Origin of the sequence: Arthrobacter sp. 'calajunan', assembly GCF_046940185.1 — a bacterium.
In the GTDB taxonomy this organism is placed as follows: Bacteria; Actinomycetota; Actinomycetes; order Actinomycetales; family Micrococcaceae; genus Glutamicibacter; species Glutamicibacter soli.
This window is the reverse complement of sequence record NZ_JBKZDY010000018.1, coordinates 1-22,536: the sequence shown is the minus strand read 5'-3', so window position 1 is coordinate 22,536 and position 22,536 is coordinate 1. Positions and strand designations below refer to the sequence as shown.

Genomic DNA, 22,536 nt, shown 5'->3' with positions numbered 1-22,536 from the left:
AATGATTGCGTTGTAGCGTGATGCCATGAGTACTGATCCGAGCTACGCACTGCAGGCGCTCATCGCGCATTTGGAGCAACACCTGGCTGTGGTTTCCCAAAGCAGGGGATCGGCCGATGCCGCCATTGATACGGCTTTCGGGTCGCTCGCCGATGCTTTCGAAGACTACGAAGATGCGCTATACGAACAGTATTCCGAACTTCTGCCGTTCACGATACCTTCGGATGACCAGTGAGCACGACCACGGTATGAATTTTTCCCGCTCAGGTGTTTCCAGTGCGCTGCGCGCCGGGCAGGTGAAGTAATGTCGAGGGGTGAATTGGTTTGAAGCAGCTTTCCTTGGACTCATCCAGGGCCTGACAGAGTTCCTCCCGATCTCGTCCTCAGCCCACCTGCGCATCGTCGGCGAAATCCTTCCCAACGCCCAGGATCCTGGCGCCGCCTTTACCGCGATCACCCAGCTGGGCACGGAGACCGCCGTGGTGGTCTTCTTCTGGCGGGACATCGTGCGCATCATCGGCGCCTGGGGCAAGGCGCTGGTCGGCAAGGTCCCGCACTCGGATCCCGACGCGAAGATGGGCTGGCTGATCATCGTCGGCTCGATCCCGATCGCGGTGCTCGGCCTGCTGCTGGAAGACTACATCGACACCAACTTCCGTTCGCTGTGGATCGTTGCGACCACGCTGGTGGTCTTCGGCCTGATCCTGGCCATCGCCGATCACTACGGCCGCCAGACGCGAACCCTTGACACGCTGACCCCGAAGCACGGCATCCTGTTCGGCTTAGCGCAGGCGCTGGCCCTGATCCCCGGCGTCTCCCGCTCGGGCGGCACCATCACCGCCGGCCTGCTGATGGGCTACACCCGCGAGGCCGCGGCGCGCTATTCGTTCCTGCTGGCCATCCCCGCGGTGTTCGCCTCGGGCCTGTACAAGCTGGCCAAGTCCTTCGACGAGCCCGGCGTCTACACCCTGGCGCAGACCGGCCTGGCCACCTTGGTGGCCTTCGTGGTCGGCTTCCTGATCGTGGGCTGGTTCCTGAAGTTCGTCTCGCACCACTCCTACCGCGTCTTCGTCTGGTACCGCATCCTGCTGGGCCTGGGCTTGTACGTCGTGCTGGGAATGGGCCTGATCAACGCCTAGAATCCGCCAGCCGCAGGTGTCCGTGAAGCGATTCACGGACACTTCGCAGTTAACGGGAATAAACCCAACTCTGCTTGACTTGGACTTAAAGAACTCAATCGTCGCATCTGCGAAAGGACGTACAACAGTGCACGCGTGGAAATCCCCGGAAGTACCGCACATCGTGGGCTCCGCCCCGATCCTGGAGGTCTTCGACACCTCATCCGGTACCCTCCGGGCCACCGCCGAGGCGGCCAAGGCCAACGAGCCGGCCAGCCTGTATGTCTGCGGCATCACCCCCTACGACGCCACCCACATGGGGCATGCGGCAACCTATGTCACCTTCGACCTGCTGCACCGCACCTGGCTGGATAACGGCCGGACCGTGACCTACACGCAGAACATCACCGACGTGGACGACCCGCTGCTCGAGCGCGCCGAGGCCACCGGGGTGGACTGGCGCGAGCTGGCGGCCTCGCAGATCGAGCTGTTCCGCAGGGACATGGAAGCGCTGAACGTGATCCCGCCGCACCACTACGTGGGCGCCGTGGAATCCATCGACTGGCTGGTGCCGGTGGTCGAGCAGCTGCTGGACGCCGGACTGGCCTACACCGTGCCGGCCGGGGCCGACGGCGTCGAGGGAGACGTGTACTTCGACTCCATCGCCGCGCAGAACGACGCCTGGAAGCTGGGCACCGTCTCGGGCTACGACCGCGAAACCATGCTGGGCTTCTTCGCCGAACGCGGCGGCGATCCAGACCGCGCCGGCAAGCGCGACGCGCTGGATCCGCTGCTGTGGCGCGCCGCCCGCGAAGGCGAGCCGTCGTGGGAGGGCGGTAGGCTGGGCGCAGGCCGGCCGGGCTGGCATATCGAATGCTCCGTGATCGCCCGCCGCACGCTGCCCGCGCCGTTCACGGTGCAGGGCGGCGGCTCGGACTTGATCTTCCCGCACCACGAATTCTCCGCAGGGCACGCCGCAGCCGTCGACGGCAAGGCGCTGGCCCAGGCCTACCTGCACACCGGCATGGTGGGCCTGGATGGCGAGAAGATGAGCAAGTCGCTGGGCAACCTGGTGCTGGTCTCCAAGCTGCGCGCCGCAGGCGTGGAGCCGGTGGCCATCCGCGCCGTGCTGCTCTCCCAGCACTACCGCTCGGACTGGTTCTGGACCGACGAGCTGCTGGCGCAGGCCACGGAGCGCATCTCCGCCTGGCGTGAGCGTCTGGCCGGCACCGGGTTGGCCGAAGCCACCGCCCTGCTGACCCGCATCCGCGCGCGCATGGCCGAGGACCTGAACGCGCCGGCCGCGCTTCAGGCCATCGACCAGTGGGCCGCCACTGCGCCGGAAGGCGACGGCGAAGGCGAAGCGCTGCTGGTGGACGGGCTGGACGCGCTGCTGGGCCTGAAGCTCAAGTAGCCAAAGCGCACCGCCACGGGGCCCGGCTCCGGGATCCTAGATCTCGAAGTCGGGCCCCGAGCCGTCGGTGCGGTAGCGGCCGCGGCGGCGCAGGTAGCGTTCGAACTCGCGGGCGATGGTCTCCCCGCTGGCCTCGGGCAGCTCGCTGGCGTCGGTGGCCGCCTCCAGCTGCTGCACGTACTTGGAGACCTCCGGGTCCGAAGCGGCAAGCTCGTCCACCCCGAGCTTCCAGGCCACGGCGTCCTCGCGCAGCTGCTGGGCCGGGATCGACACCGGCAGCAGCTCTTCGAGCAGCTCCACCAGCGCCAGCTGCACCCGCGGGCTGGGCGCCTGCGCCACGTAGTGGGACAGCTGCGCCCACAGCGACATCGTCGGGATCCCGCTGCGCTGCAGCTCGATGCCCAGCACCGAGGGGATGCCGGTGGGCCCGGCGTAGCTGGAGGCGGTGATGTTGAAATGCTCCTGCAGCCCGGGATCGTCGCTGGCCATGGAGGTCGGCACCGGGCGGGTGTGCGGCACGTCGGCCAGCAGCGCGCCCAGGGTCAGCGCCGCGCGCACGTTCTGCGCGGCGGCGTGCTCCAGGATCCGGGCGCAGAATCCCTGCCAGCGGAAGGTCGGCTCCACCCCGAGCACCACCACCAGGTCCGCGTCGGCCCCCGGCTGCGCGATGCGGTAGATGTCCGTCTGCGGCCACTGCACCTCGCGGCCGCGCTCGGTCAGCTTCGAGGTGGGCCGGGTGAACTGGTAGTCGTAGTAGTCGTCCAGGCCGATGGTTGCCACATGCTCCGCGGCGCTGGTGTCAAGGATGCTGCGCACCGCATCGCTGGCGGCCGAGCCTGCGTCGTTCCAGCCTTCGAAGGCGGCGACCAGCACAGCCGGGCGGCGCTCGTGATCGCCACCCGCGATGAAACCGTTGAGCGTCGGTACGTGGTATTGATCGGTCAACCGGGACTCCTTTGCGGGTTTCCTGTGAGGTTTCGGGCTTTCCCGGCGGGGGTGCCGAAACGGCTTAGCCCCACTCTTCCATCTAGAATGGACTCATGCCAAGCACCAGTTTTGCCTTTGACACAAATCTGCCGCCTGAAGGCCCGCACGCCGTGCTGTGGGACATGGACGGCACCCTGATCGACACCGAACCGTACTGGATCGCCGCCGAAGGGGAACTGGTGGCCGCCCACGGCGGCACCTGGGGCGGGGAGCAGGCCCACGCCCTGGTCGGCAGCGCGCTGCCGGACGCCGCCCGGGTGCTGCAGGCCGCCGGGGTAGACCTGCCGGTGCGCGAGATCATCGACACCCTCAGCGCCCGCGTGGCCGCCGGCATCCGCGAGCAGCTGCCGTGGCGCCCCGGGGCCCGCGAACTGCTCACCGCGCTGCACGCCGCCGGGGTGCCGCAGGCGCTGGTGACCATGTCGGAGCGCAGCATCGTCGCGGACCTGCTGCCGCTGCTGCCCGAGGGCATCTTCCAGGCGAGCGTGACCGGCGAGGAAGTCGCCCAGGGCAAACCGCACCCCGAACCCTACCTGCGCGGGCTGCAGCTGCTCTCCGAGCTGGCCGGCGCGCCGCTGGATCCTGCCCGCTGCATCGGCTTCGAGGACTCGGCCCCCGGCATCACCGCCGCCAGCGCCGCCGGCCTGCACGCGGTGCTCATCCCCAACGCCACCGACCCCGGGCACGGGCCGTGGCGCCGGATCGACTCGCTGGCGGGCCTGGATCTGCAGACCATGGCCTCCTGGCTGGCCCAGGTGAACGCATGAGCGAAGAAACCCGCAAGGCGCCGGGCCTCAAGCTCGGCAAGATCGGCGGCGTGCCGGTCTACCTGTCCTCCTCTTGGTTCATCATCACCGCGGTGATCACCGTCTCCATGGGCGTGCAGCTCTCGCAGACCGCGCTGATCCCGGCGGCCGGCGCCTACCTGCTGGGTTTCGCCTGCGCGGTGGCTATCGCGCTGGCGGTGCTGGTGCACGAGGTCGCCCACGCCATGGTGGCGCGCGCCTTCAAGTGGCCCGACGCGCACATCGTGCTCACCCTGATGGGCGGGCACACCCAGTTCGGCTCCTTCAAGGCCAGCCCCGGGGCCTCGCTCTGGGTGGCGCTGGCCGGGCCGCTGTCCAACTTCGCGCTGGCTGGCCTGGGGTGGGGGATCGGCCAGCTGGTCGAGCTGAACATCTACCTGCAGCTGCTGCTCGACTTCGGCGTGTACGCGAACCTGCTGCTGGGCGCCTTCAACGCGCTGCCCGGGCTGCCGCTGGACGGCGGCCGGCTGGTCGAGTCGATCGTCTGGAAGGCCACCGGCTCCCAGTACAAGGGCACCATCGCCTCGGCCTGGGCGGGCCGGGCGATCGCCGTCGCGGTGGTCTTCTTCTTCGTGGCCTGGCCGTTTCTGCGCGGCCAGCAGGTGCAGATCATCACCGCAGTGGTGGGCCTGATGGTGGCCGTGTTCATGTGGCAGGCGACCACCGCGCTGATCGGGCATTCGAAGCTGATGCTGAACCTGCCCACCGTGATCGCCTCCGATCTGATGCAGCCGGCCAGCGCCATGGCCTCGGCCGCGTCCGTGGCCGACGTGCACCTGCGCCGGGCCCAGCGCGGCGGCCAGGTCATCCTGGTCGACCCGCGCGGCATGCCCGTGGGTGTGGTCGACGAGGCGGCGCTGGCCCGGGTCGATCCGGCGCACGCCGCGCAGGCGCCCGCGCTGGCGGTCTCCCGGGCGCTGGGCGAAGGCGCCGTGGTGGCCGAGGACTCCGACGGCCGCGAACTGATCGACTACCTGGCCAGCGTGCCCACCGCCGAATACGCGGTGATCTCCAGCCGCGGCGTCGTGGTCGGGCTGCTGCACCAGACCGACATCGTCAACGCGGTCACCGGCCGCAGGAAATAACCCCATTAAACTTCCAAGCACCAACCCATGAAGGACAACACCGTGAGCCAGATTTCCGAGCAGCCCCAGCCAGCCGCCGCCCCGCACGGCGCGCACGCCCGCCGCGGCCCTTTCCGCGTGGGCGATCGCGTGCAGCTGACCGATGAAAAGCGCCGCATCAACACCATCACCCTGCAGCCCGGCGGGGAGTTCCACACCCACAAGGGCGTGCTGCCGCACGAGGACATCATCGGGCTGCCCGAGGGCTCGGTCATCGAGAACGTGGACGGCTTCCGCTACCAGGCGCTGCGCCCGCTGGCCAAGGACTTCGTGCTCTCCATGCCGCGCGGGGCCACCGTGGTCTACCCGAAGGACGCCGCGCAGATCGTGCAGTTCGGCGACATCTACCCCGGAGCCCGCGTGGTGGAGGCCGGCGTGGGCTCCGGCGCGCTGTCCATCTCGCTGCTGCGCGCGGTGGGGGACGGCGGCTACCTGCACTCCTTCGAGCGCCGCGAGGAATTCGCGGACATCGCCCGCGGCAATGTCTCCACCGTCTTCGGCGGGGAGCACCCGGCCTGGCAGATCTCCATCGGCGACTTCCAGGACCGCGTGGTTCAGCTGGAGGAGCCGGGCAGCATCGACCGCGTGGTGCTTGACATGCTCAGCCCCTGGGAGTGCCTGGATGCGGTGGCCACCGTGCTGGCCCCGGGCGGGGTGTGGACCAACTACGTCTCCTCGGTGACCCAGATGTCGCGTGTGGTGGAGGCCATCCGCGAATCCGGCCAGTTCACCGAGCCCGAGTGCTTCGAGACCCTGCTGCGCGGCTGGCACGTGGACGGCCTGGCCGTGCGCCCGGACCACCGCATGGTCGCGCACACCGCGTTCCTGATCACCACCCGCCGGCTGGCCGACGCCGCGGACGGCATCCCGAAGGCCAAGCGCATCAAGGAGCACTCCTACTCGGCCGAGGACCTGAGCGCCTGGACCCGCGACCACTCCGAGGAGGAGTGGACCGCGCAGGCCCTGGGCGAGCGCGGCCTGTCGGACAAGAAGTTGCGCCGCGCGGCGCGCGATGCGAACCAGGCGGTGCGGGTGCGCGCCGCCCACGCCGAGGACGCCGCGGCGGCCGCCGCGGAGCAGGACTAGCCGGTGAGCGGTCCGTCATCTGAGACGTTGCGTCTCAGATGGTGAATCAACGGCCCCGGGTGCGCTGAACCCGGGGCCGTTGTCCGTACGATGGAGTTAGCCGCACGCGGCGCGAACGAGTGTAGGGAGAAGTAACGTGAGCGAAAGCCTTGAGGCGCAGCAACTGGCGCAGCGCCTGCAGATGACCGAACGCCAGGTCAACGTGCTGCGGGACAAGAACCGCGCGCTGGACAAGCAGCTGGCCGGGATCGGCGGCAACAACCAGCGCCTGGTCGCGCTGCTGGAAACCACGCGCGAGCAGATCATCAACCTCAAGGCAGCCCTGGAACGCGACGGCGACGCCCCGTTCAGCTACGGCACCATCACCGCCAAGCACCCGCGCCGCCACCCCGAACCGGGGCTGGGCATCGAATCCACCGCGATCCAGGCCGTGGACGTCATGTACTCCGGGCGCAAGATGCGGGTGACTATCTCCCCGCTGCTCGACTTCGAGAAGCTGCACGTGGGCCAGCAGGTGCTGCTCAACGAGGCGCTGGTGGTCATCGCCGGGCTGGGCTACGAGCAGACCGGCGAGCTGGTCACCATCAAGGAGCTGCTGGAGGACCACCAGGCGGTGGTCATGGCCCGGGCCGACGACCAGCGGGTGATCACCCTGGCCCAGCCGCTGCGCGAGCAGCACCTGCGTGTGGGCGACCAGCTCACCCTCGACCCGCGCACCGGGCTGGCCATGAGCCGCGTGCAGCTGACCGACATGCAGTCCCTGGTGCTGGAGGAAGTCCCCGATATCGCCTACTCGGACATCGGCGGGCTGAACTCGCAGATCGAGGCGATCCAGGATTCGGTCGAACTTCCATTCTCCCACCCGGAGCTCTACCGCGAGCACGGGCTGAGCGCCCCCAAGGGCATCCTGCTCTACGGCCCTCCGGGCTGCGGCAAGACCCTGATCGCCAAGGCCGTGGCGCACTCGCTGGCCCAGCGCGCCGCCGAGCGCAACGGCGAAGGCGCCACGCGCAGCTACTTCCTGAACATCAAGGGCCCGGAGCTGCTGGACAAGTACGTGGGCGAAACCGAACGCCACATCCGGCTGATCTTCGCCCGCGCCCGCGAGAAGGCGCTGCACGGCGACCCGGTCGTGGTGTTCTTCGACGAGATGGAATCGCTGTTCCGCACCCGCGGCACCGGCGTCTCCTCGGACGTGGAAACCACCATCGTGCCGCAGCTGCTGGCGGAGATCGACGGCGTGGAGCGGCTGGACAACGTGATCGTGATCGGCGCCTCGAACCGCGAGGACATGATCGACCCGGCCATCCTGCGCCCCGGGCGGCTGGATGTGAAGATCAAGATCCGCCGCCCGGACGCCGAGGGCGCGGCGGAGATCTTCGGCAAGTACCTGACCACCGACCTGCCCATCCACCCCGAGGAGCTGGCCGCCGACGCCGACGCGCAGGCCACCATCGAGCGCATGATCCGCGGCACCGTCGAGGCCATGTATTCCACCGCTCCGATCAACGAGTTCCTGGAGGTCACCTACGTGACCGGCGCCTCGGAGATCCTCTACTTCAAGGACTTCGCCTCCGGCGCCGTCATCCACAACGTGGTGGACCGGGCGAAGAAGCACGCCATCAAGGCGCTGATCACCGGCGGCGAGCGCGGGCTGAAGATGGAGTACCTGCTGCGCGCGGTGCGCGAGGAGTTCGCCGAGCACGAGGACATGCCCAACACCACCAACCCCGACGACTGGGCCCGGATCTCCGGGCGCAAGGGGGAGCGGATCAGCAACATCCGCTCGCTGGTGAACCAGCGGGGCGCCAAGTGAGCGCCCGCCGGCTGGTCGGGCTGGAGACCGAATACGGCATCATCCGCCCCGGCATGCCCAAGGCCAACGCCACGGTGCTTTCCGCGCAGATCGTCGACTCCTACGCCCAGCTGGTGGCCCAGGGGGATGCGCGGGTGCAGGGCGCGCGCTGGGACTACGCCGACGAATCCCCGCTGCAGGACGCCCGCGGCTTCACCGTGGACCGCGCCGACGCCCACCCCAGCCAGCTCACCGACGTGGAGCCGGATCAGCAGGAGGGCATCTGGACCGCGGAGTCCATCGCGCTGTCGGGCAATGACGCGCGCATCGGCTCCACCCTGTACCAGGAGAAGGACACCACCGACGTGGTGATGAACATGGTGCTGGGCAACGGCGCGCGCCTGTACGTGGACCATGCGCACCCGGAGTACTCCAGCCCCGAATCCACCTCGCCGCGCGCCGCGGTGCTCTGGGACCAGGCCGGCGACGAGGTGATGCGCCGCGCCGCGGACTCCGCGCAGCGCTTGGGCGGCGGGCAGCTGCTGCTCTACAAGAACAACACCGACAACAAGTCGGTCTCCTACGGCGCGCACGAGAACTACCTGGTGCCCCGCGCGGTGGAGTTCTCCGCACTGGTTTCCGGGCTCACCCCGTTTTTCGCCACCCGGCAGATTTTCTGCGGCGCCGGGCGCGTGGGCCGGGGCATGCTGGGCGAGCGCGCCGAATTCCAGATCTCGCAGCGCGCGGACTTCTTCGAGGCGGAGGTGGGGCTGGAAACCACCATCAACCGCCCGATCATCAACACCCGCGACGAGCCGCACGCGGTCTGGGACAAGTACCGCCGGCTGCACGTGATCATCGGCGACGCGAACCTGGGGCAGATCTCCACGCTGCTGCGCGTGGGCACCACCAACCTGGTGCTCAGCCTCATCGAGGCGGGCCTCGCGCCCGCGCTGGAGCTTGAGGACCCGGTGGCGGCGCTGCAGCAGATCAGCCACGACCCGAGCCTGGCAACCGCGGTGCGGCTGCGCGGCGGGCGGCGCCTGAGCGCCATTCAGATCCAGCGCGAATACCTGCTGGCGGCCCAGGGGTACTGCGCCTCCCGGGGGATCGAGGACGCCGACACCGCCGAGATCCTGCAGCGCTGGGAGGCCGTCCTGGATCTGCTGGAGCGCGATCCGCTGCTGGCCGCGGACCAGGTCGACTGGATCGCCAAGTACAAGCTGGTCACCTCCTTCGCGCAGCGCCACGGTTTGGGCCTGGATGACCCGCGGATCGGGCTGATGGACCTGCAGTGGGCGGACCTGCGCCAGGACAAGGGCCTGTACTACCGGCTCGCCGCGCGCGGGGCCATGCAGAGCTTGTTCAGCCAGGAGCAGATCAACCAGGCGGTCGCCGCCCCGCCGGAGGACACCCGGGCCTACCTGCGCGGCATGACCCTGCAGCGCTACGCCCCCTATGTGGTCGCGGCCAACTGGGACGCGCTGACCTTCGCGGTGCCCGGGGCGCGCCGGGTGAACCGGGTGTTCCTTTCCGAGCCGCTGGGCGGCTCGCGCAAGGACGTGGGCCGGCTGTTCGAGGCGAATCTGGAGATCGACGAGTTCATCAACAAGTTGGCGCCGCGCGCCTAGAGCGAGCAGAATAAGAATCACTGCCGGTGCGTAATTCGCGGCAGCGTAGTTTCAAGCAGAAGGAGAGGGCCATGACCCAGGAAAGCTTTTCGTCCCGCCGGCAGAGCGAGACCCAGGAGCATGCCGAGCAGATCCAGGTCAACACCACCGGCCAGTCCGCCGGCGTCGACGACCTGCTCGACGAGATCGACTCGGTCCTGGAATCCAACGCCGAGGAATTCGTCCGCGGCTTCGTGCAGAAGGGCGGCCAGTAGCCTTCCGGGCTGCCGCCACCATCCATAGGCGCCGGACCAGGCGCCGCAGCTGAAGGGAAGTACTTTCGAGTGGATCGCAGAATCTTCGGGCTGGAAACCGAATTCGGGCTCAACTACGTGCCGTCCGACGGACGCCGGCTGACCCCGGAGGACGCCGCCAGGCACCTGTTCCGCCCGATCGTGGCCTGGGGCCGCAGCTCGAACGTCTTCCTGGAGAACGGCTCCCGGCTCTATCTGGACGTGGGATCCCACCCGGAGTACGCCACGGCCGAATGCGACCAGCTGCTGCAGCTGATCGCCCACGACCGCGCCGGCGAGGCGCTGATGCTCGACCTGGTGGACCAGGCCGAGGACCACCTGGCCGAAGAGGGGCATGAGGGCAAGATCTTCATGTTCAAGAACAACGTGGACTCCGCCGGGAACTCCTACGGCTGCCACGAGAACTACCTGATCCCGCGCAAGATCGAATTCAGGCGCCTGGCCGACATGCTCATCCCGTTCCTGGTCACCCGCCAGCTGCTGTGCGGCGCGGGCAACCTGGTGCAGGTGGACGACGAGACCAGGTACGTCTTCTCGCAGCGCGCGGACCACATGTGGGAGGGCGTCTCCTCGGCGACCACCCGTTCGCGCCCGATCATCAACACCCGCGACGAGCCGCACGCGGACGCCGAATACCACCGCCGGCTGCACGTGATCGTGGGCGACTCCACGATGAGCGAAACCACCCAGCTGTTGAAGATCGGCGCCACCGACCTGGTGCTGCGGCTGATCGAATCCGGGGAGATCTACCACGATCTGCGCCTGGAGAACCCGATCCGCTCCATCCGCCAGGTCTCGCACGACTTCACCGGGCAGACCGTGGTGCGCCTGATGGGCGGGGACGAGCCGACGGCGCTGCAGATCCAGTGGGTGCTCTTCGAAGCTGTCAAGGAATTCGTGGAGCGCCACGGCGCCCACCACGACCGCGTCGAGCAAATCCTGGAACTCTGGGAGCGGGTGCTTACCGCCATCGAGTCACAGGACTTCTCCGCCATCGACAGCGACATCGACTGGGCCATCAAGCGCAAGCTGCTGCTCGGGTACGCGCAGAAGAACTCGCTGGAGCTCTCCTCGCACCGGCTGGCCCAGCTGAACCTGACCTACCACGACATCGACCCCGCCCGCGGGCTGTTCCACCTGCTGGCCAAGCGCGGGCTGGCCACCTCCGTGGTGTCAGACGAGCAGATCCGCGACGCCGTGGTGAATCCGCCGTCCACCACCCGCGCAGCGCTGCGCGCCAAGTTCATCCGCGCGGCCCGCGCCACCGGCCGGCGCTACAGCGCCGACTGGGTGCACATGAAATACGAGGAAGGCGCCGGCGGCATCGTGCTGGCCAAGGACCCGTTCGCGACCAGCAACCCGCAGGTCGACGAGCTGATCCAGATCATGAGCCAGCCCGTCTAGGGAGCTGGTGGAAAGACTTTTCACAGCAAGCCGAACTAGGCTTGCAAGCGAGCGCGTTCCGCTGACACGCAGGTTCGCCACGCAATTTTTGAAATACCGGAAGAACGAAAGTAGATTCGTGCGCAAAGTTTTGGCAGCAGCCGCCACCGCTTCAATCCTCGCCCTGGCCGCCTGCGGCTCCTCGAGCAGCAGCGAACTGACCGACATCAAGGTCACCCCGGCCAAGGACGCCAGCACCGCTCCAGAGGTCAGCATCGACGCCCCCTTCCTGACCGAGAAGGACGAGGCGGTCAACGTGGTCAAGGGCGAGGGCGCCGAGATCAACCCGGGTGACACCATCCAGGTGAAGTCCGGGCTCTACAAGACCATCGACGGCAAGCTGACCAACGAGAACTTCACTGGCCAGGCCGCCCCGATGGTGCTGGACGACCAGTTCAAGCAGACCATGCCCTCGCTCTACAACGTGCTGATCGACGGCCACGTCGGCGACTGGGTCGCCTACTCGGCGATCGAGAGCGTCGACGCCAATGGCGCGCAGAAGACCCCGGAGCCGGGCAGCCGCGCCGAGCGCATCATCGTGATGACCATCGAGGGCACCACCCCGGCCAGCTCCAAGCTCTCCGAGGAGGAGACCGCGAAGCTGAAGAAGGAAGGCAAGCTGCCGACCGTCAGCTTCAAGGACAAGCAGCCCACCATTAACATCCCGAAGGATGTCGAGGCGCCCAAGGGCCTGGTCGTGGACGTGCTGGAGCAGGGCACCAAGGGCGAAGCAGCCACCGAGACCTCCACGGTCAAGGCCAAGTACCTGGGCGTCACCTACGCCGACGGCAAGAAGTTCGACGGCAACTTCGACGCCGACGCCACCCAGTTCGGCCTGAACCAGGTCATCAAGGGCTGGACCCAGGGCCTGACCGGCCTGAAGGCGGGCTCTAAGGTCATGCTGACCATCCCCGCCGATCTGGCCTACGGTGATTCCTCTACCGGCGGATCGCCCACCGGAACCCTGGTGTTCTACGTAGAATTGACCGAGGTATCCGCCGCGGCCGGCTAACAGCCAGCCGGACAACGAATATAGAAAGGCCGTGAACATGTCGTTCGGAGAACGCAACTACGACCGCACCAAGCCGGAAATCGACTTCCCGGGCACCGATGCACCCACCGAGCTGGTCATCACCGACCTGATCGAGGGCACCGGCGCCGAGGTCACCCCCGGCACCACCGTCCAGGCCCACTACGTGGGCGTCGCCTGGTCCACCGGCGAGGAATTCGACTCCTCCTGGGGCCGCGGCTCGACCCTCGACTTCCCGGTCGGCGTCGGCATGGTCATCCAGGGCTGGGACCAGGGCCTGCTGGGCATGAAGGTCGGCGGCCGCCGTCGCCTGGAAATCCCTTCGCACCTGGCCTACGGCGAACGCGGCGCCCCGGGCGCCATCGCCCCGAACGAAGCGCTGATCTTCGTGGTTGACCTGATGGGCACCAAGTAGCCAGACCGCTTGACGCAAAAAACTGTGGCCCCGACATCTTCGGGGCCACAGCCGTCTTAAAAGTCTGCGGTCAACGCCAAAAATCGCTAGGGTTATCTCGTGAGCACAAAGCAATCTTCAGGACCGAGCAAGGCCGAGCGCCTGACCAGCCTCATCTACGCGTTGGCCACCACTCCGCGGAAATTCACCACCGCGATGATCGGGGAATACCTCACCCCCGAGGGAAGCGACTCCGCCCGCGAAAAATCAGTGGAACGGCTGCGCGAAGAGATCCGCAACGACTTCGGCCTGCGCCTGATCGCCGACGACGTCGACGGCGAGATGCGCTACAGCATCGACACCAGCGACTGGTTCCTTCCCGAGGTCAGCTTCACCCCGGCCGAATCGGCGATGATCTCCCTGGCCGCGAGCCTGTGGAAGGACTCCAAGCTGCAGGCCCTGGGCCTGAAGGCCGCCGCGCGGATCACCGGTTCCAGCGCCCCCGCGCCGGTCGCCCCGTTCGCAGGCTCGCTGCTGCCCCGGCTCTCGCTGGACGAGCCGAACTTCCGCGAATGCGCCCTGGCAGTGTTCAACCGCAAAACCGTCAAGTTCAACTACGTCACCGCCGGCAACGTCGAATCGGTGCGCGAGGTGGACATGTGGGGGATCGGCCAGCGCTTCGGCAACTGGTACTTCACCGGCTTCGACCACACCCGCGACGCCCAGCGCGTCTTCCGCCTCTCGCGCGTGGTAGGCAACTTCAAGACCACCATTCGGCGCGGCGGCACCAGCAGCGCCGGCTACCGGCCGCGTCCGGCGGACTTCAGCATGTCCCAGGTGCTGCTGGACTTCGACCTGCGCAATCCCGGGCACCTGGCCACTGTGGAAATCCGCGACGACGCCGCCACCCCGCTGCGCGTGCGAGCCCTGAACGGCGCCTCCAGCCAGAACCCGCTGCACATCGCCTATGCCGACCCCGAGTCCTTCGCCTCCGAGCTGGCCGCCTACGGCCCCGCGGTGAAGGTGCTCGAGCCCGCGCCGCTGGCCGAGCAGGTCGCCGCCACGCTGCGCGCCGCCCGCGACGCCCAGGTGCAGCTGGCCGGGGACCCGCGCATGCACAATGCCTCCTTCAGGGCGCAGCGCGCCGCCGGGCGCGGAACCACCGCCACCCAGGTGCTGCGCAACATCGACATGATCCAGTACGTGGTCTCCCACGGGGTGGTCGAGATCAAGGAGCTCGCCGATCGCTACCAGATGCCGGTGGACAAGGTCCGCGAGGAACTGGCGATGATCATGATGTGCGGCGTACCGGGAGGCCAGCACGACGAGCTGATCAACGTCAACGACGGGGACCTGGAGGCTGACACCGTCACCATCTCCAACGCCGCGCTGCTGGCCGAGCCGCAGAAGCTCGCCCCGCTGGAAGCCGTCGCCGTGCTCGGCGGGCTGAACGCGCTGGCCAGCATCCCCAAGTTCGAGCACCGCGAGGTGCTGGCCTCGGCGCTGGAGAAGATCAACGCTGCGGTGGCCCGCTTCGACGGCTGGAACGGCTCGCTGGGCTTCGCCCTGTCCCAGGTGCGCGAGCACGACATCCCCGCCCAGCTGGTGGATGCGGTGCTCGGCTCCCAGGTGCTCTCCATCGACTACTACTCCGCCCACTCGCAGGCGCACCAGCGCCGCGAGGTGGAGCCGGTGCGGCTGGTGGAGGACGGCGCGACCCAGTACCTGCGCGCCTGGTGCCGCACCCGCGAAGACCTGCTGACCTTCCGCGTGGACCGCATCCTGGATGCCGAGGCCACCGGAGAGGTCTTCGAGCGCGGGCCGCGCCACCGTGACGACGAGGAACTGGACATGCGCTACCGCGGCTCGGCCGAGGACCTGCAGGCGGTTCTCTACGTGGACGACGAGGAGCTGCCGGCAGTGGAGTCCTTCCAACCTTCGGAATGGTCGAGCTCGAAAATCGGCAACGGCTACCTGGCCAAGGTGCGGATCTCCTACGATCTGGTGCCTGCGCCGCTGGTGGCCCGCCACGGCGGTAAGATTGCAGTGATCTCTCCCGACGCTACGCGCGAACGCGTGCGCGAGTGGTTGGACGAAGCTATCCGGATGTATGAGGATAAATAAATGCTCCCTTGGTGGTTCTGGACCTTGCTGTGGACGGTACTCGTCCTGGCGACCCTGCTCTGCGCGGTGCTGGCCGGCTTCCGGCTGTTCCGCCAGGGCGTGAAGGTGTTCGACACGCTGGGGGAGGCCTCCGAGCAGCTCGGCGCCGAATTCGCCAAGCCCGGCACCGTCGTGGAGTATGCCGCGGTGGGCCGCCGCTACCCGCACGGTACCGCGGCAACCCACGCTGACCCGAAGAAAATCAAAAAGCTTTTGCGCAAGGGCAAGGCAGAACGCATCGAAGCGCGACGGGTGCGCCGCGTGGCGCGTCGCGCCAAGCGAGGCCAGGCACAGAACATGCGGGACTTGGGCCTGTTCTAACGTAGACTTGAACTTGAGAGAAGGGAATCCACATGGGTGGCTTGCAGGGATGGCACTTGGTCATCATTATCGTTTTGGCGCTGCTGCTTTTCGGCGCGCCGAAGCTTCCAGGACTGGCGCGTTCAATGGGCCAGTCGCTGCGCATTTTCAAGTCGGAAGTCCGCCAGATGAAGGACGACGACCCTAAATCGGAGACCATTGACGGAACCGTCAATGACTCGAATCCCAACGAAAAGAACAACTCGTAGACCTTTTCAGTGGGAACTAACGCTAAGAAACCCCCGCGGACGAAGAAGAAGCGGGTCAAAAACGACGAAGGGCGGATGTCTCTCAAAGAGCATCTCGTCGAGGCACGCAACCGGTTGTTCAAGTCGCTGATCGCCCTGGCGCTCGGCACCATCGCCGGCTTCTTCCTCTATGACCAGCTGCTGGCGTTGATCATCGCCCCGGTGAATGCCGCGGGTGGCGCGGTCAACTTCACGGCAGTCATGTCGCCGTTCGACATCATGATCAAGGTCGCGCTGTTCGTCGGCCTGGTGATCTCCTCGCCGGTCTGGATCTACCAGATCTGGGCGTTCATCGTCCCGGGGCTGAAGAAGAAAGAACGCCGCATGTCGATGGCCTTCGCGGCCGTCGCGGTTCCGCTGTTCCTCTTCGGCGTGTCCATGGCGTACTTCATCCTGCCGTTCGCGCTGCACTTCTTCATCGGCCTGACCCCGGTAAACTCCGAGATCCTGGTCACCGTCGACAGCTACCTGCCATTCGTCTTCCGGCTGCTGCTGGCCTTCGGCCTGGCCATGCTGGTGCCGGTGCTCATGGTGGGCCTGAACATGGTCGGCGTGCTGTCTTCCAAGGTGATCCTGAAGAACTGGCGCATCACGGTATTCCTGATAGCCCTGGTCGCCGCGATGGCGGCCCCGGGCGGCGACGCGATCACGATGTTCGCGCTGGCCGGGCCATTGTTCGTCACCTTCGCCGCAGCCACCTTGTTCTGCTACATCAATGACAAGAAGCGCGCCAAGAAGCAAAAGATCCAGGACGCGGAGAACGAACGCCTTGCCTCCGGCGCGGTATCGGACATCGACGCACCAAGCACCATCGAGGAACCGAACTCCCAGCTGTAGCTCCGCTGCGGCGCACACCACCACCTCGTGTTTTCGGAAGCGGGTGACACCGTTTCCAGAAAGTGAACGGCACCTGTGACTTCCCCCGCGGAACGCTACGCGAATTCCAAGGCGCGCCAGGTCGAATTCGGCACCAGCCTGCCGGACTTCCGGGCAACCCTCTCCTTCGACCTGGATCCGTTCCAGGCCGAGGCCTGCCGCAAGGTCGCCGAGGGACACGGCGTCCTGGTGGCAGCTCCGACCGGAGCCGGCAAAACGGTGGTGGGGGAGTTCGCGATCTTCCAGGCCATGGCCGAGAACCGCAAGGCCTTCTACACCACGCCCATCAAGGCGCTGAGCAACCAGAAGTTCACCGAGCTGGTCAAGGTCTACGGCCCGGAGAAGGTGGGCCTGCTCACCGGCGACACCTCCATCAACTCCGAGGCGCAGATCGTGGTGATGACCACCGAGGTGCTGCGCAACATGCTCTACGCGGACTCGCAGACCCTGGACGGGCTGGGCTACGTCATCATGGACGAGGTCCACTACCTGGCGGACAAGTTCCGCGGCGCGGTCTGGGAAGAAGTGATCATCCACCTTCCCTCCAACGTGCAGATCATCTCGCTGTCCGCCACCGTCTCCAATGCCGAGGAATTCGGCGGCTGGCTGGACACCGTGCGCGGGGACACCGACATCATCGTCTCCGAGGTGCGTCCGGTGCCGCTGTTCCAGCACGTCATGGTCGGCCCGAACCTGGTGGACCTGTTCGCCGAGGACGTCGCGTTCGACAAGGTCGCCGAGGGCGACATCAAGGCCAGCGTCAACCCCGAACTGCGCAAGCTCGTGCGCAGCCACAGCCCCGGCGGGCGTGTGCAGCGCGGACGCGGCCGGGGACCGGCCCGCGGGCCGCAGCGCGCGCCTGGGCTCAGCCAGCGCGTCTCGCGCTCCTCGGTCATCGCCAGGCTTGACCGCGCCGGGCTGCTGCCGGCCATCTTCTTCATCTTCTCCCGCAAGGGCTGCGACATGGCGGTGCAGCAGTGCGCCATGGCGGATCTGCGCCTGACCACCAACGAGGAAGCCGCCGAAATCGCGCAGGCGCTTGACGAGGTGGCCTACCGGATCCCCAACGAGGACCTGGACGTGCTCGAATTCTGGAGCTGGCGCGACGGGCTGGTGCGCGGCTTCGCCTCCCACCACGCCGGCCTGCTGCCGATCTTCAAGGAAATTGTCGAGGACCTGTTCGCCCGCAACCTGGTCAAGGTAGTGTTCGCCACCGAAACCCTGGCCCTGGGCGTGAACATGCCGGCCCGCTCGGTGGTGTTGGAAAAGCTGGTCAAGTTCAACGGCGAATCCCACGTGCAGATTTCCTCGGGGGAGTACACCCAGCTCACCGGGCGCGCCGGACGGCGCGGCATCGACGTGGAGGGCCATTCCATCGTGCTGTGGAACCCCGACATGGAACCCGAGGCGCTGGCCGGACTGGCCTCGCGGCGCACCTACCCGCTGAACTCCTCGTTCCGCCCGACCTACAACATGTCCACGAACCTGTTGGCGCAGTTCGGCCGCGAGCAGACCCGCCAGATCCTGGAAAGCTCCTTCGCCCAGTACCAGGCGGACCGCTCGGTGGTGGGCATGGCCCGGCAGGTGCGCTCCAAGGAAGAGTCCCTGGCCGGCTATGCCAAGTCCATGGAATGCCACCTGGGTGACTTCACCGAATACCTGAAGCTGCAGCGCGAGCTGACGGCGCTGGAGAAGACCGCCGCGAAGTCGCGGCGGCACGAGCGGCGCTCGGCCGCCGAGCGCTCCTTGCAGGCCGTGATCCGCGGCGACGTGGTGGACCTGCCCGGTGGGCGCCGCTTCGGCCGCGCGGTGATCGTCGCGCTGGATGAGGCGATGTACAACCCGAGACACACCGTGCTGACCGAGGAAGGCCAGCTGCGCCGGCTCTCCTCCGAAGACCTGAACGGGCCGCTGCAGATCGTCTCGCGCATCCGCATCCCCAAGGGATTCACCGGCAAGAGCCCCAAGGAGCGCCGCGACCTGGCCTCCTCGCTGCGCAACGCGATCTACGATCACCGCCCGCCGCGCCAGGACGCGCAGAGCTTCGACTTCGACGGCTCGGATTCCTTCGAGCGCGAGATCGAGAAGCTGCGCCTGGAACTGCGCGACCACCCGTGCCACGCCTGCTCCGAGCGCGAGGACCACATGCGCTGGGCCGACCGCTACTGGAAGCTGAAGAAGGACACCGACAAGGCCCGGCGCAACATCCGCGGCCGCACCAATACGATTGCCACCCAGTTCGACAAGGTCTGCAAGGTCCTGGAACAGTTCGGCTACCTGGTCCCGAGCTCCGGCGGGGAGGACTTCAGCATCACCGACGCCGGCCGGCGCCTGCGCCGCATCTACGGCGAACGCGACCTGCTCACCAGCCAGGTGCTGGAAACCGGCAAGCTGACCGGGCTGAAAGCCGAGGAGCTGTGCGCCGTGGTCGCCTTCCTGGTCTACCAGGGCCGGCGCGACTACGACAGGCCGGACCCGAAGATGCCCACCGAGAAGATCGCCGACATCTTCACCCAGACCATCAACATCTGGGGCCCGCTCTCGGACGCCGAGGAGGCGCTGGGTCTGGAGCCCACCGCCCCGCCGGAGTCCGGGCTGATCTGGCCGATGTACAAGTGGGCTCGCGGCTCCAGCCTGAACAGCGCGCTGCGCGGCACCGACCTGGCCCCGGGCGACTTCGTGCGCTGGGCCAAGCAGGTCATCGACACCCTTGACCAGTTCGCCAAGAACACCGACCTGCCTCCTCAGCTGGTGCGCGGCGCCTACCAGGCAGCGGACAGCATCAAGCGCGGCGTCGTCGCCTATTCGAACGTGCTGGACTAGCGCGCCGCACCCGCAGATTTTTCGCGCCGGGCCCGCCCCGGCGGCTTGCAATGAAAAGGAAGTTAGCTCATGGCAAAAACCCTGTACCGCAATGGTTCGGTGTACTCGGCCGCTGACCCGTTCGCGACCTCGATGGTCGTGGACGGCGACACCGTGGCCTGGATCGGCGGTGAAGAGGCCGCGGACCGCCACGCGGAGACCGTGGACGAGGTCATCGACCTGTACGGCGCGCTGATCACCCCCGCCTTCGTGGAGTCGCACACCCACCTTGCCGCGCTGGGCCGCACCCTGGCCGGAGCCGACCTTGGCACCGCCGACAGCGCCGCCGCGCTGCTGGCGCTGGTTTCCGAACGCGCCCGCGCCTCGGCCTCGCTGGTGCTGGCCCAGGGCTGGGACAACTCCTCGTGGGCCCAGCCGGAGCTGCCGGGCGAGGCGGAGCTGACTGCCGCCGCCGACGGGCGCGGCTATTACCTGGTGCGCCGCGACGTGCACAGCGCCCTGGTCAACCGGAAGCTGCTCGACGAACTGGACCTGGGCGACATCGCCTCGGGTGTGGTGCGCGGCGCCGAGCACGACGCGGTGCGCGAGGCCCTGGTCGGCACCGCCGCCGACGCCGACTACCAGCGCCTGGCCCTGGAGCACTACGCCTCGCGCGGCTTCGGCACCGTGGTGGAAATGGCGGCCCCGCACCTGGAAGGCCGCGCCGCGCTGGATGAGCTGCTGGCGCTGGACAACGGCGAACTTCCTGCTGTCTACGCGTTCTGGGGCGAACTGGTCTCCGACGCCGAGCGCGCCGACGAGCTGATGCGCAGCTTCCCGGCCGGCCGCGTGCTGGGCCTGGGCGGCGACCTGCGGGTCGACGGCTCGCTGGGCAGCCACACCGCCTACCTGCGCGAAGACTACTCCGATGCGCCGGGCACCCGCGGCACCCTCTACCTGGAGCGCGAGCAGATTGCCGCCCACCTGGTCGCCTGCAGCCAGCGCGGCATCCAGGCCGCATTCCACGTGATCGGCGACGGCGCGCTGGACACCCTGCTGGACGCCTTCGACCTGGCCGCCGAGCAGATCGGCACCGCCAAGCTGCAGATGTGCCGCCACCGCATCGAGCACGCCGAGATGGTGGACGATGCCGCCCGCCAGCGCCTGCTGCAGTACTCGATCATGGTCTCCATGCAGCCTGCCTTCGACGCCGCATGGGCCGGCGAGGGCGGCATGTACCAGGCTCGTCTGGGTCAGCGCGCGCAGGGCATGAACAACCTCTCCGCGATGTTCTCTTCCGGCGTGCCGCTGGTGCTGGGCTCTGACGCCCCGGTCACCGAGGTGGACGGCTGGAAGATCGTGCGCGCCGCGATGAACATGGCGGACGCCGAGTCCCGCATCTCCGCCCGCGCCGCCTTCCTGGCCCAGACCCGCTCCACCTACCGCGCCATGGGGGAGAACAACCCGCTGGCCGGCCAGCTGGTCATCGGCGCCCCGGCGACCTTCGCCGTGTGGAGCGCCTCGGAGCTGGCAGTGCAGACCCCGGACGTGCGCATCAGCTCCTGGAGCACCGACGCCCGCGCCGGCACCCCGATGCTCCCGGTCGTCGATGAGCAGATCCCCGCCTGCCTGCGTACCGTGCGCGCCGGGCGGATCCTGTTCGACCAGCTGGAAGCCGCGGCGGGAGCCTCGCTGTAGCCGTTGCGGCGGGTCTGCGGAAAATTCGCAATATTTTGTCTGACTTGAAGATATTAGACGAAGATTCTGGTCACCAGTCGGTTGACAGCCTGGGTGGGTCACCCATTAGGCTGTACTAAGCGCCTCTTCGTGATGCACCCAGCATTGTGTTCGAAATGACGCAATTTGAATAGCGATCCCCGGTGACCTTAGATAACATTTCCCAAGTTTTCCAACCTGTGAAATAGGGCCGAAGTCACTGGGGATCGTTGCGTTTTCCTGTGTCTGGGGCGATGCCCGCCGTGCCGGGTGAGTATACTTTGAATTTGGATCAGCCCTCATACCGCAGTATTCCGGGCATGCCCCGTGCCCCCTGAGGGCTCATTGCAGCCGTTTACCAAGAAAGGTGCCGCCGAGTGCGCGTCATTACGATCATTCCGACCTACAACGAACTGGAATCCCTCCCGCTGACGGTCGGAAGGCTCCGGAGTGCTGTTCCTGACTCGGACGTACTGATCGTCGACGACAACTCGCCCGACGGCACCGGCGAACTGGCCGACAAGATGGCCGCCGAGGACAGCAACATCCATGTGCTGCACCGCACCGGCAAGGACGGCCTGGGCGCCGCCTACATCGCAGGCTTCGAGTGGGCTCTGGCCCGCGACTACGACGTGCTGGTTGAGATGGACGCCGACGGCTCGCACATGCCCGAGCAGCTTCCGCGCCTGCTGGAAGCCAGCGCCGCCGGAGCGGACCTGGTCATCGGATCGCGCTGGGTCAAGGGCGGCGAGGTCGTGAACTGGCCGCTGCTGCGCAAGATCATTTCCCGCGGCGGCTCCTTCTACTCGCGCACCATGCTCGGCCTGCCGCTGCGCGACATCACCGCCGGCTACCGTGCCTTCAAGCGCCAGACCCTGGAGGAAATCGACTTCGACGCGGTCGAGTCGCGCGGCTACGGATTCCAGGTGGACATGACCTTCCGCGTGGCCATGATGCGCAAGCGCATCGTCGAGGTCCCGGTGACCTTCGTGGAGCGCGAACTGGGCGCGTCGAAGATGAGCGGCAACATCGTTTTCGAAGCGATGTGGAATGTGACCCGCTGGGGTCTTGGCGCCCGCTGGAAGAAGCTGACTTCCCGCAAGTAGCATCCCCTCCCAAACCACTCGCGGCGGCCGCGAAGCCCAGGCTTCGCGGCCGCCGCATTGTTGCGCCCGGCCATGCCGGGCATTAAAAGACTGCGGGCCGGTTCCCCTTCCGAATCGGAAGGGGAACCCACTCAATTATATAAA

General features: G+C 67.3%; 20 protein-coding genes. 19 read left to right on the top strand and 1 reads right to left on the bottom strand.

Features of this window, described 5'->3' with window-relative positions:
- The first annotated feature begins 25 nt into the window (after positions 1-25).
- The 3 genes from RF641_RS17095 to mshC all read left to right on the top strand — a co-directional run bounded on the left by RF641_RS17095 (position 26) and on the right by mshC (position 2,532).
- Complete coding sequence (locus RF641_RS17095) at positions 26-235, top strand: hypothetical protein (RefSeq protein WP_047119094.1); 210 nt, start codon at positions 26-28, stop codon at positions 233-235.
- Positions 236-314: 79 nt separating this feature from the next.
- Positions 315-1,139, top strand: a complete 825-nt coding sequence (locus RF641_RS17090; protein ID WP_113606235.1) for an undecaprenyl-diphosphate phosphatase — start codon at positions 315-317, stop codon at positions 1,137-1,139.
- A gap of 127 nt (positions 1,140-1,266) precedes the next feature.
- Positions 1,267-2,532, top strand: a complete 1,266-nt coding sequence (gene mshC, locus RF641_RS17085) for a cysteine--1-D-myo-inosityl 2-amino-2-deoxy-alpha-D-glucopyranoside ligase (RefSeq protein ID WP_053798062.1) — start codon at positions 1,267-1,269, stop codon at positions 2,530-2,532.
- Positions 2,533-2,568: 36 nt separating this feature from the next.
- On the opposite strand, the gene RF641_RS17080 is transcribed toward mshC, so the two are convergent.
- Positions 2,569-3,477 carry a proteasome assembly chaperone family protein gene (locus tag RF641_RS17080; RefSeq protein ID WP_424573698.1) on the bottom strand — a complete coding sequence of 303 codons (909 nt, stop codon included), beginning with the start codon at positions 3,475-3,477 and terminating at the stop codon, positions 2,569-2,571.
- Positions 3,478-3,572: 95 nt separating this feature from the next.
- Here RF641_RS17080 and RF641_RS17075 point away from each other — a divergent pair, with 95 nt between their 5' ends.
- The 16 genes from RF641_RS17075 to RF641_RS17000 all read left to right on the top strand — a co-directional run bounded on the left by RF641_RS17075 (position 3,573) and on the right by RF641_RS17000 (position 22,392).
- Positions 3,573-4,286, top strand: coding sequence for an HAD family hydrolase (locus RF641_RS17075; RefSeq protein WP_047119098.1), 714 nt, complete (start codon positions 3,573-3,575; stop codon positions 4,284-4,286).
- Positions 4,283-5,410, top strand: coding sequence for a site-2 protease family protein (locus RF641_RS17070; protein WP_120989440.1), 1,128 nt, complete (start codon positions 4,283-4,285; stop codon positions 5,408-5,410). Before RF641_RS17075 ends, RF641_RS17070 begins: the two co-directional genes overlap by 4 nt.
- Positions 5,411-5,437: 27 nt before the next feature.
- Entirely contained in the window at positions 5,438-6,535 is a 1,098-nt protein-coding gene (locus RF641_RS17065) for a tRNA (adenine-N1)-methyltransferase (RefSeq protein ID WP_424573697.1), read from the top strand.
- A gap of 181 nt (positions 6,536-6,716) precedes the next feature.
- Positions 6,717-8,351 carry a proteasome ATPase gene (gene arc / locus RF641_RS17060; protein ID WP_120989559.1) on the top strand — a complete coding sequence of 545 codons (1,635 nt, stop codon included), beginning with the start codon at positions 6,717-6,719 and terminating at the stop codon, positions 8,349-8,351.
- A complete protein-coding gene (gene dop / locus RF641_RS17055; protein ID WP_424573696.1) occupies positions 8,348-9,961 on the top strand; it encodes a depupylase/deamidase Dop in 1,614 nt (537 codons plus the stop codon). Before arc ends, dop begins: the two co-directional genes overlap by 4 nt.
- 71 nt (positions 9,962-10,032) lie before the next feature.
- The gene (locus tag RF641_RS17050; RefSeq protein WP_047119102.1) at positions 10,033-10,215 is read left to right on the top strand and encodes a ubiquitin-like protein Pup; all 183 of its coding nucleotides are present in this window, start codon (positions 10,033-10,035) and stop codon (positions 10,213-10,215) included.
- A gap of 69 nt (positions 10,216-10,284) precedes the next feature.
- The gene (pafA, locus tag RF641_RS17045; protein ID WP_053798068.1) at positions 10,285-11,658 is read left to right on the top strand and encodes a Pup--protein ligase; all 1,374 of its coding nucleotides are present in this window, start codon (positions 10,285-10,287) and stop codon (positions 11,656-11,658) included.
- Between the two features lie 118 nt (positions 11,659-11,776).
- Positions 11,777-12,709, top strand: a complete 933-nt coding sequence (locus RF641_RS17040) for an FKBP-type peptidyl-prolyl cis-trans isomerase (RefSeq protein ID WP_424573695.1) — start codon at positions 11,777-11,779, stop codon at positions 12,707-12,709.
- 37 nt (positions 12,710-12,746) lie between these two features.
- Complete coding sequence (locus tag RF641_RS17035) at positions 12,747-13,142, top strand: FKBP-type peptidyl-prolyl cis-trans isomerase (protein WP_053799402.1); 396 nt, start codon at positions 12,747-12,749, stop codon at positions 13,140-13,142.
- A gap of 99 nt (positions 13,143-13,241) precedes the next feature.
- Positions 13,242-15,245: a helix-turn-helix transcriptional regulator gene (locus RF641_RS17030; RefSeq protein WP_047119104.1), complete on the top strand. Its 2,004-nt coding sequence runs from the start codon at positions 13,242-13,244 to the stop codon at positions 15,243-15,245.
- Positions 15,246-15,605 carry a hypothetical protein gene (locus tag RF641_RS17025; RefSeq protein ID WP_047119105.1) on the top strand — a complete coding sequence of 120 codons (360 nt, stop codon included), beginning with the start codon at positions 15,246-15,248 and terminating at the stop codon, positions 15,603-15,605.
- A gap of 32 nt (positions 15,606-15,637) precedes the next feature.
- Entirely contained in the window at positions 15,638-15,853 is a 216-nt protein-coding gene (tatA, locus tag RF641_RS17020) for a Sec-independent protein translocase subunit TatA (protein WP_047119106.1), read from the top strand.
- 75 nt (positions 15,854-15,928) lie between these two features.
- Positions 15,929-16,729: a twin-arginine translocase subunit TatC gene (tatC, locus tag RF641_RS17015; RefSeq protein WP_047119107.1), complete on the top strand. Its 801-nt coding sequence runs from the start codon at positions 15,929-15,931 to the stop codon at positions 16,727-16,729.
- Positions 16,730-16,804: 75 nt separating this feature from the next.
- Positions 16,805-19,591, top strand: coding sequence for a DEAD/DEAH box helicase (locus RF641_RS17010; RefSeq protein ID WP_424573694.1), 2,787 nt, complete (start codon positions 16,805-16,807; stop codon positions 19,589-19,591).
- A gap of 69 nt (positions 19,592-19,660) precedes the next feature.
- The gene (locus tag RF641_RS17005) at positions 19,661-21,268 is read left to right on the top strand and encodes an amidohydrolase (protein ID WP_113606243.1); all 1,608 of its coding nucleotides are present in this window, start codon (positions 19,661-19,663) and stop codon (positions 21,266-21,268) included.
- Between the two features lie 395 nt (positions 21,269-21,663).
- Positions 21,664-22,392: a polyprenol monophosphomannose synthase gene (locus RF641_RS17000; RefSeq protein WP_047119110.1), complete on the top strand. Its 729-nt coding sequence runs from the start codon at positions 21,664-21,666 to the stop codon at positions 22,390-22,392.
- Positions 22,393-22,536 lie beyond the last annotated feature (144 nt).

Coding starts and splice junctions, on each gene's coding strand:
- RF641_RS17095 (WP_047119094.1), top strand. CDS start 26: ATGAGTACTGATCCGAGCTACGCACTGCAGGCGCTCATCGCGCATTTG.
- RF641_RS17075 (WP_047119098.1), top strand. CDS start 3,573: ATGCCAAGCACCAGTTTTGCCTTTGACACAAATCTGCCGCCTGAAGGC.
- RF641_RS17070 (WP_120989440.1), top strand. CDS start 4,283: ATGAGCGAAGAAACCCGCAAGGCGCCGGGCCTCAAGCTCGGCAAGATC.
- RF641_RS17065 (WP_424573697.1), top strand. CDS start 5,438: ATGAAGGACAACACCGTGAGCCAGATTTCCGAGCAGCCCCAGCCAGCC.
- arc (WP_120989559.1), top strand. CDS start 6,717: ATGACCGAACGCCAGGTCAACGTGCTGCGGGACAAGAACCGCGCGCTG.
- RF641_RS17050 (WP_047119102.1), top strand. CDS start 10,033: ATGACCCAGGAAAGCTTTTCGTCCCGCCGGCAGAGCGAGACCCAGGAG.
- RF641_RS17035 (WP_053799402.1), top strand. CDS start 12,747: ATGTCGTTCGGAGAACGCAACTACGACCGCACCAAGCCGGAAATCGAC.
- RF641_RS17025 (WP_047119105.1), top strand. CDS start 15,246: ATGCTCCCTTGGTGGTTCTGGACCTTGCTGTGGACGGTACTCGTCCTG.
- tatA (WP_047119106.1), top strand. CDS start 15,638: ATGGGTGGCTTGCAGGGATGGCACTTGGTCATCATTATCGTTTTGGCG.
- tatC (WP_047119107.1), top strand. CDS start 15,929: ATGTCTCTCAAAGAGCATCTCGTCGAGGCACGCAACCGGTTGTTCAAG.
- RF641_RS17005 (WP_113606243.1), top strand. CDS start 19,661: ATGGCAAAAACCCTGTACCGCAATGGTTCGGTGTACTCGGCCGCTGAC.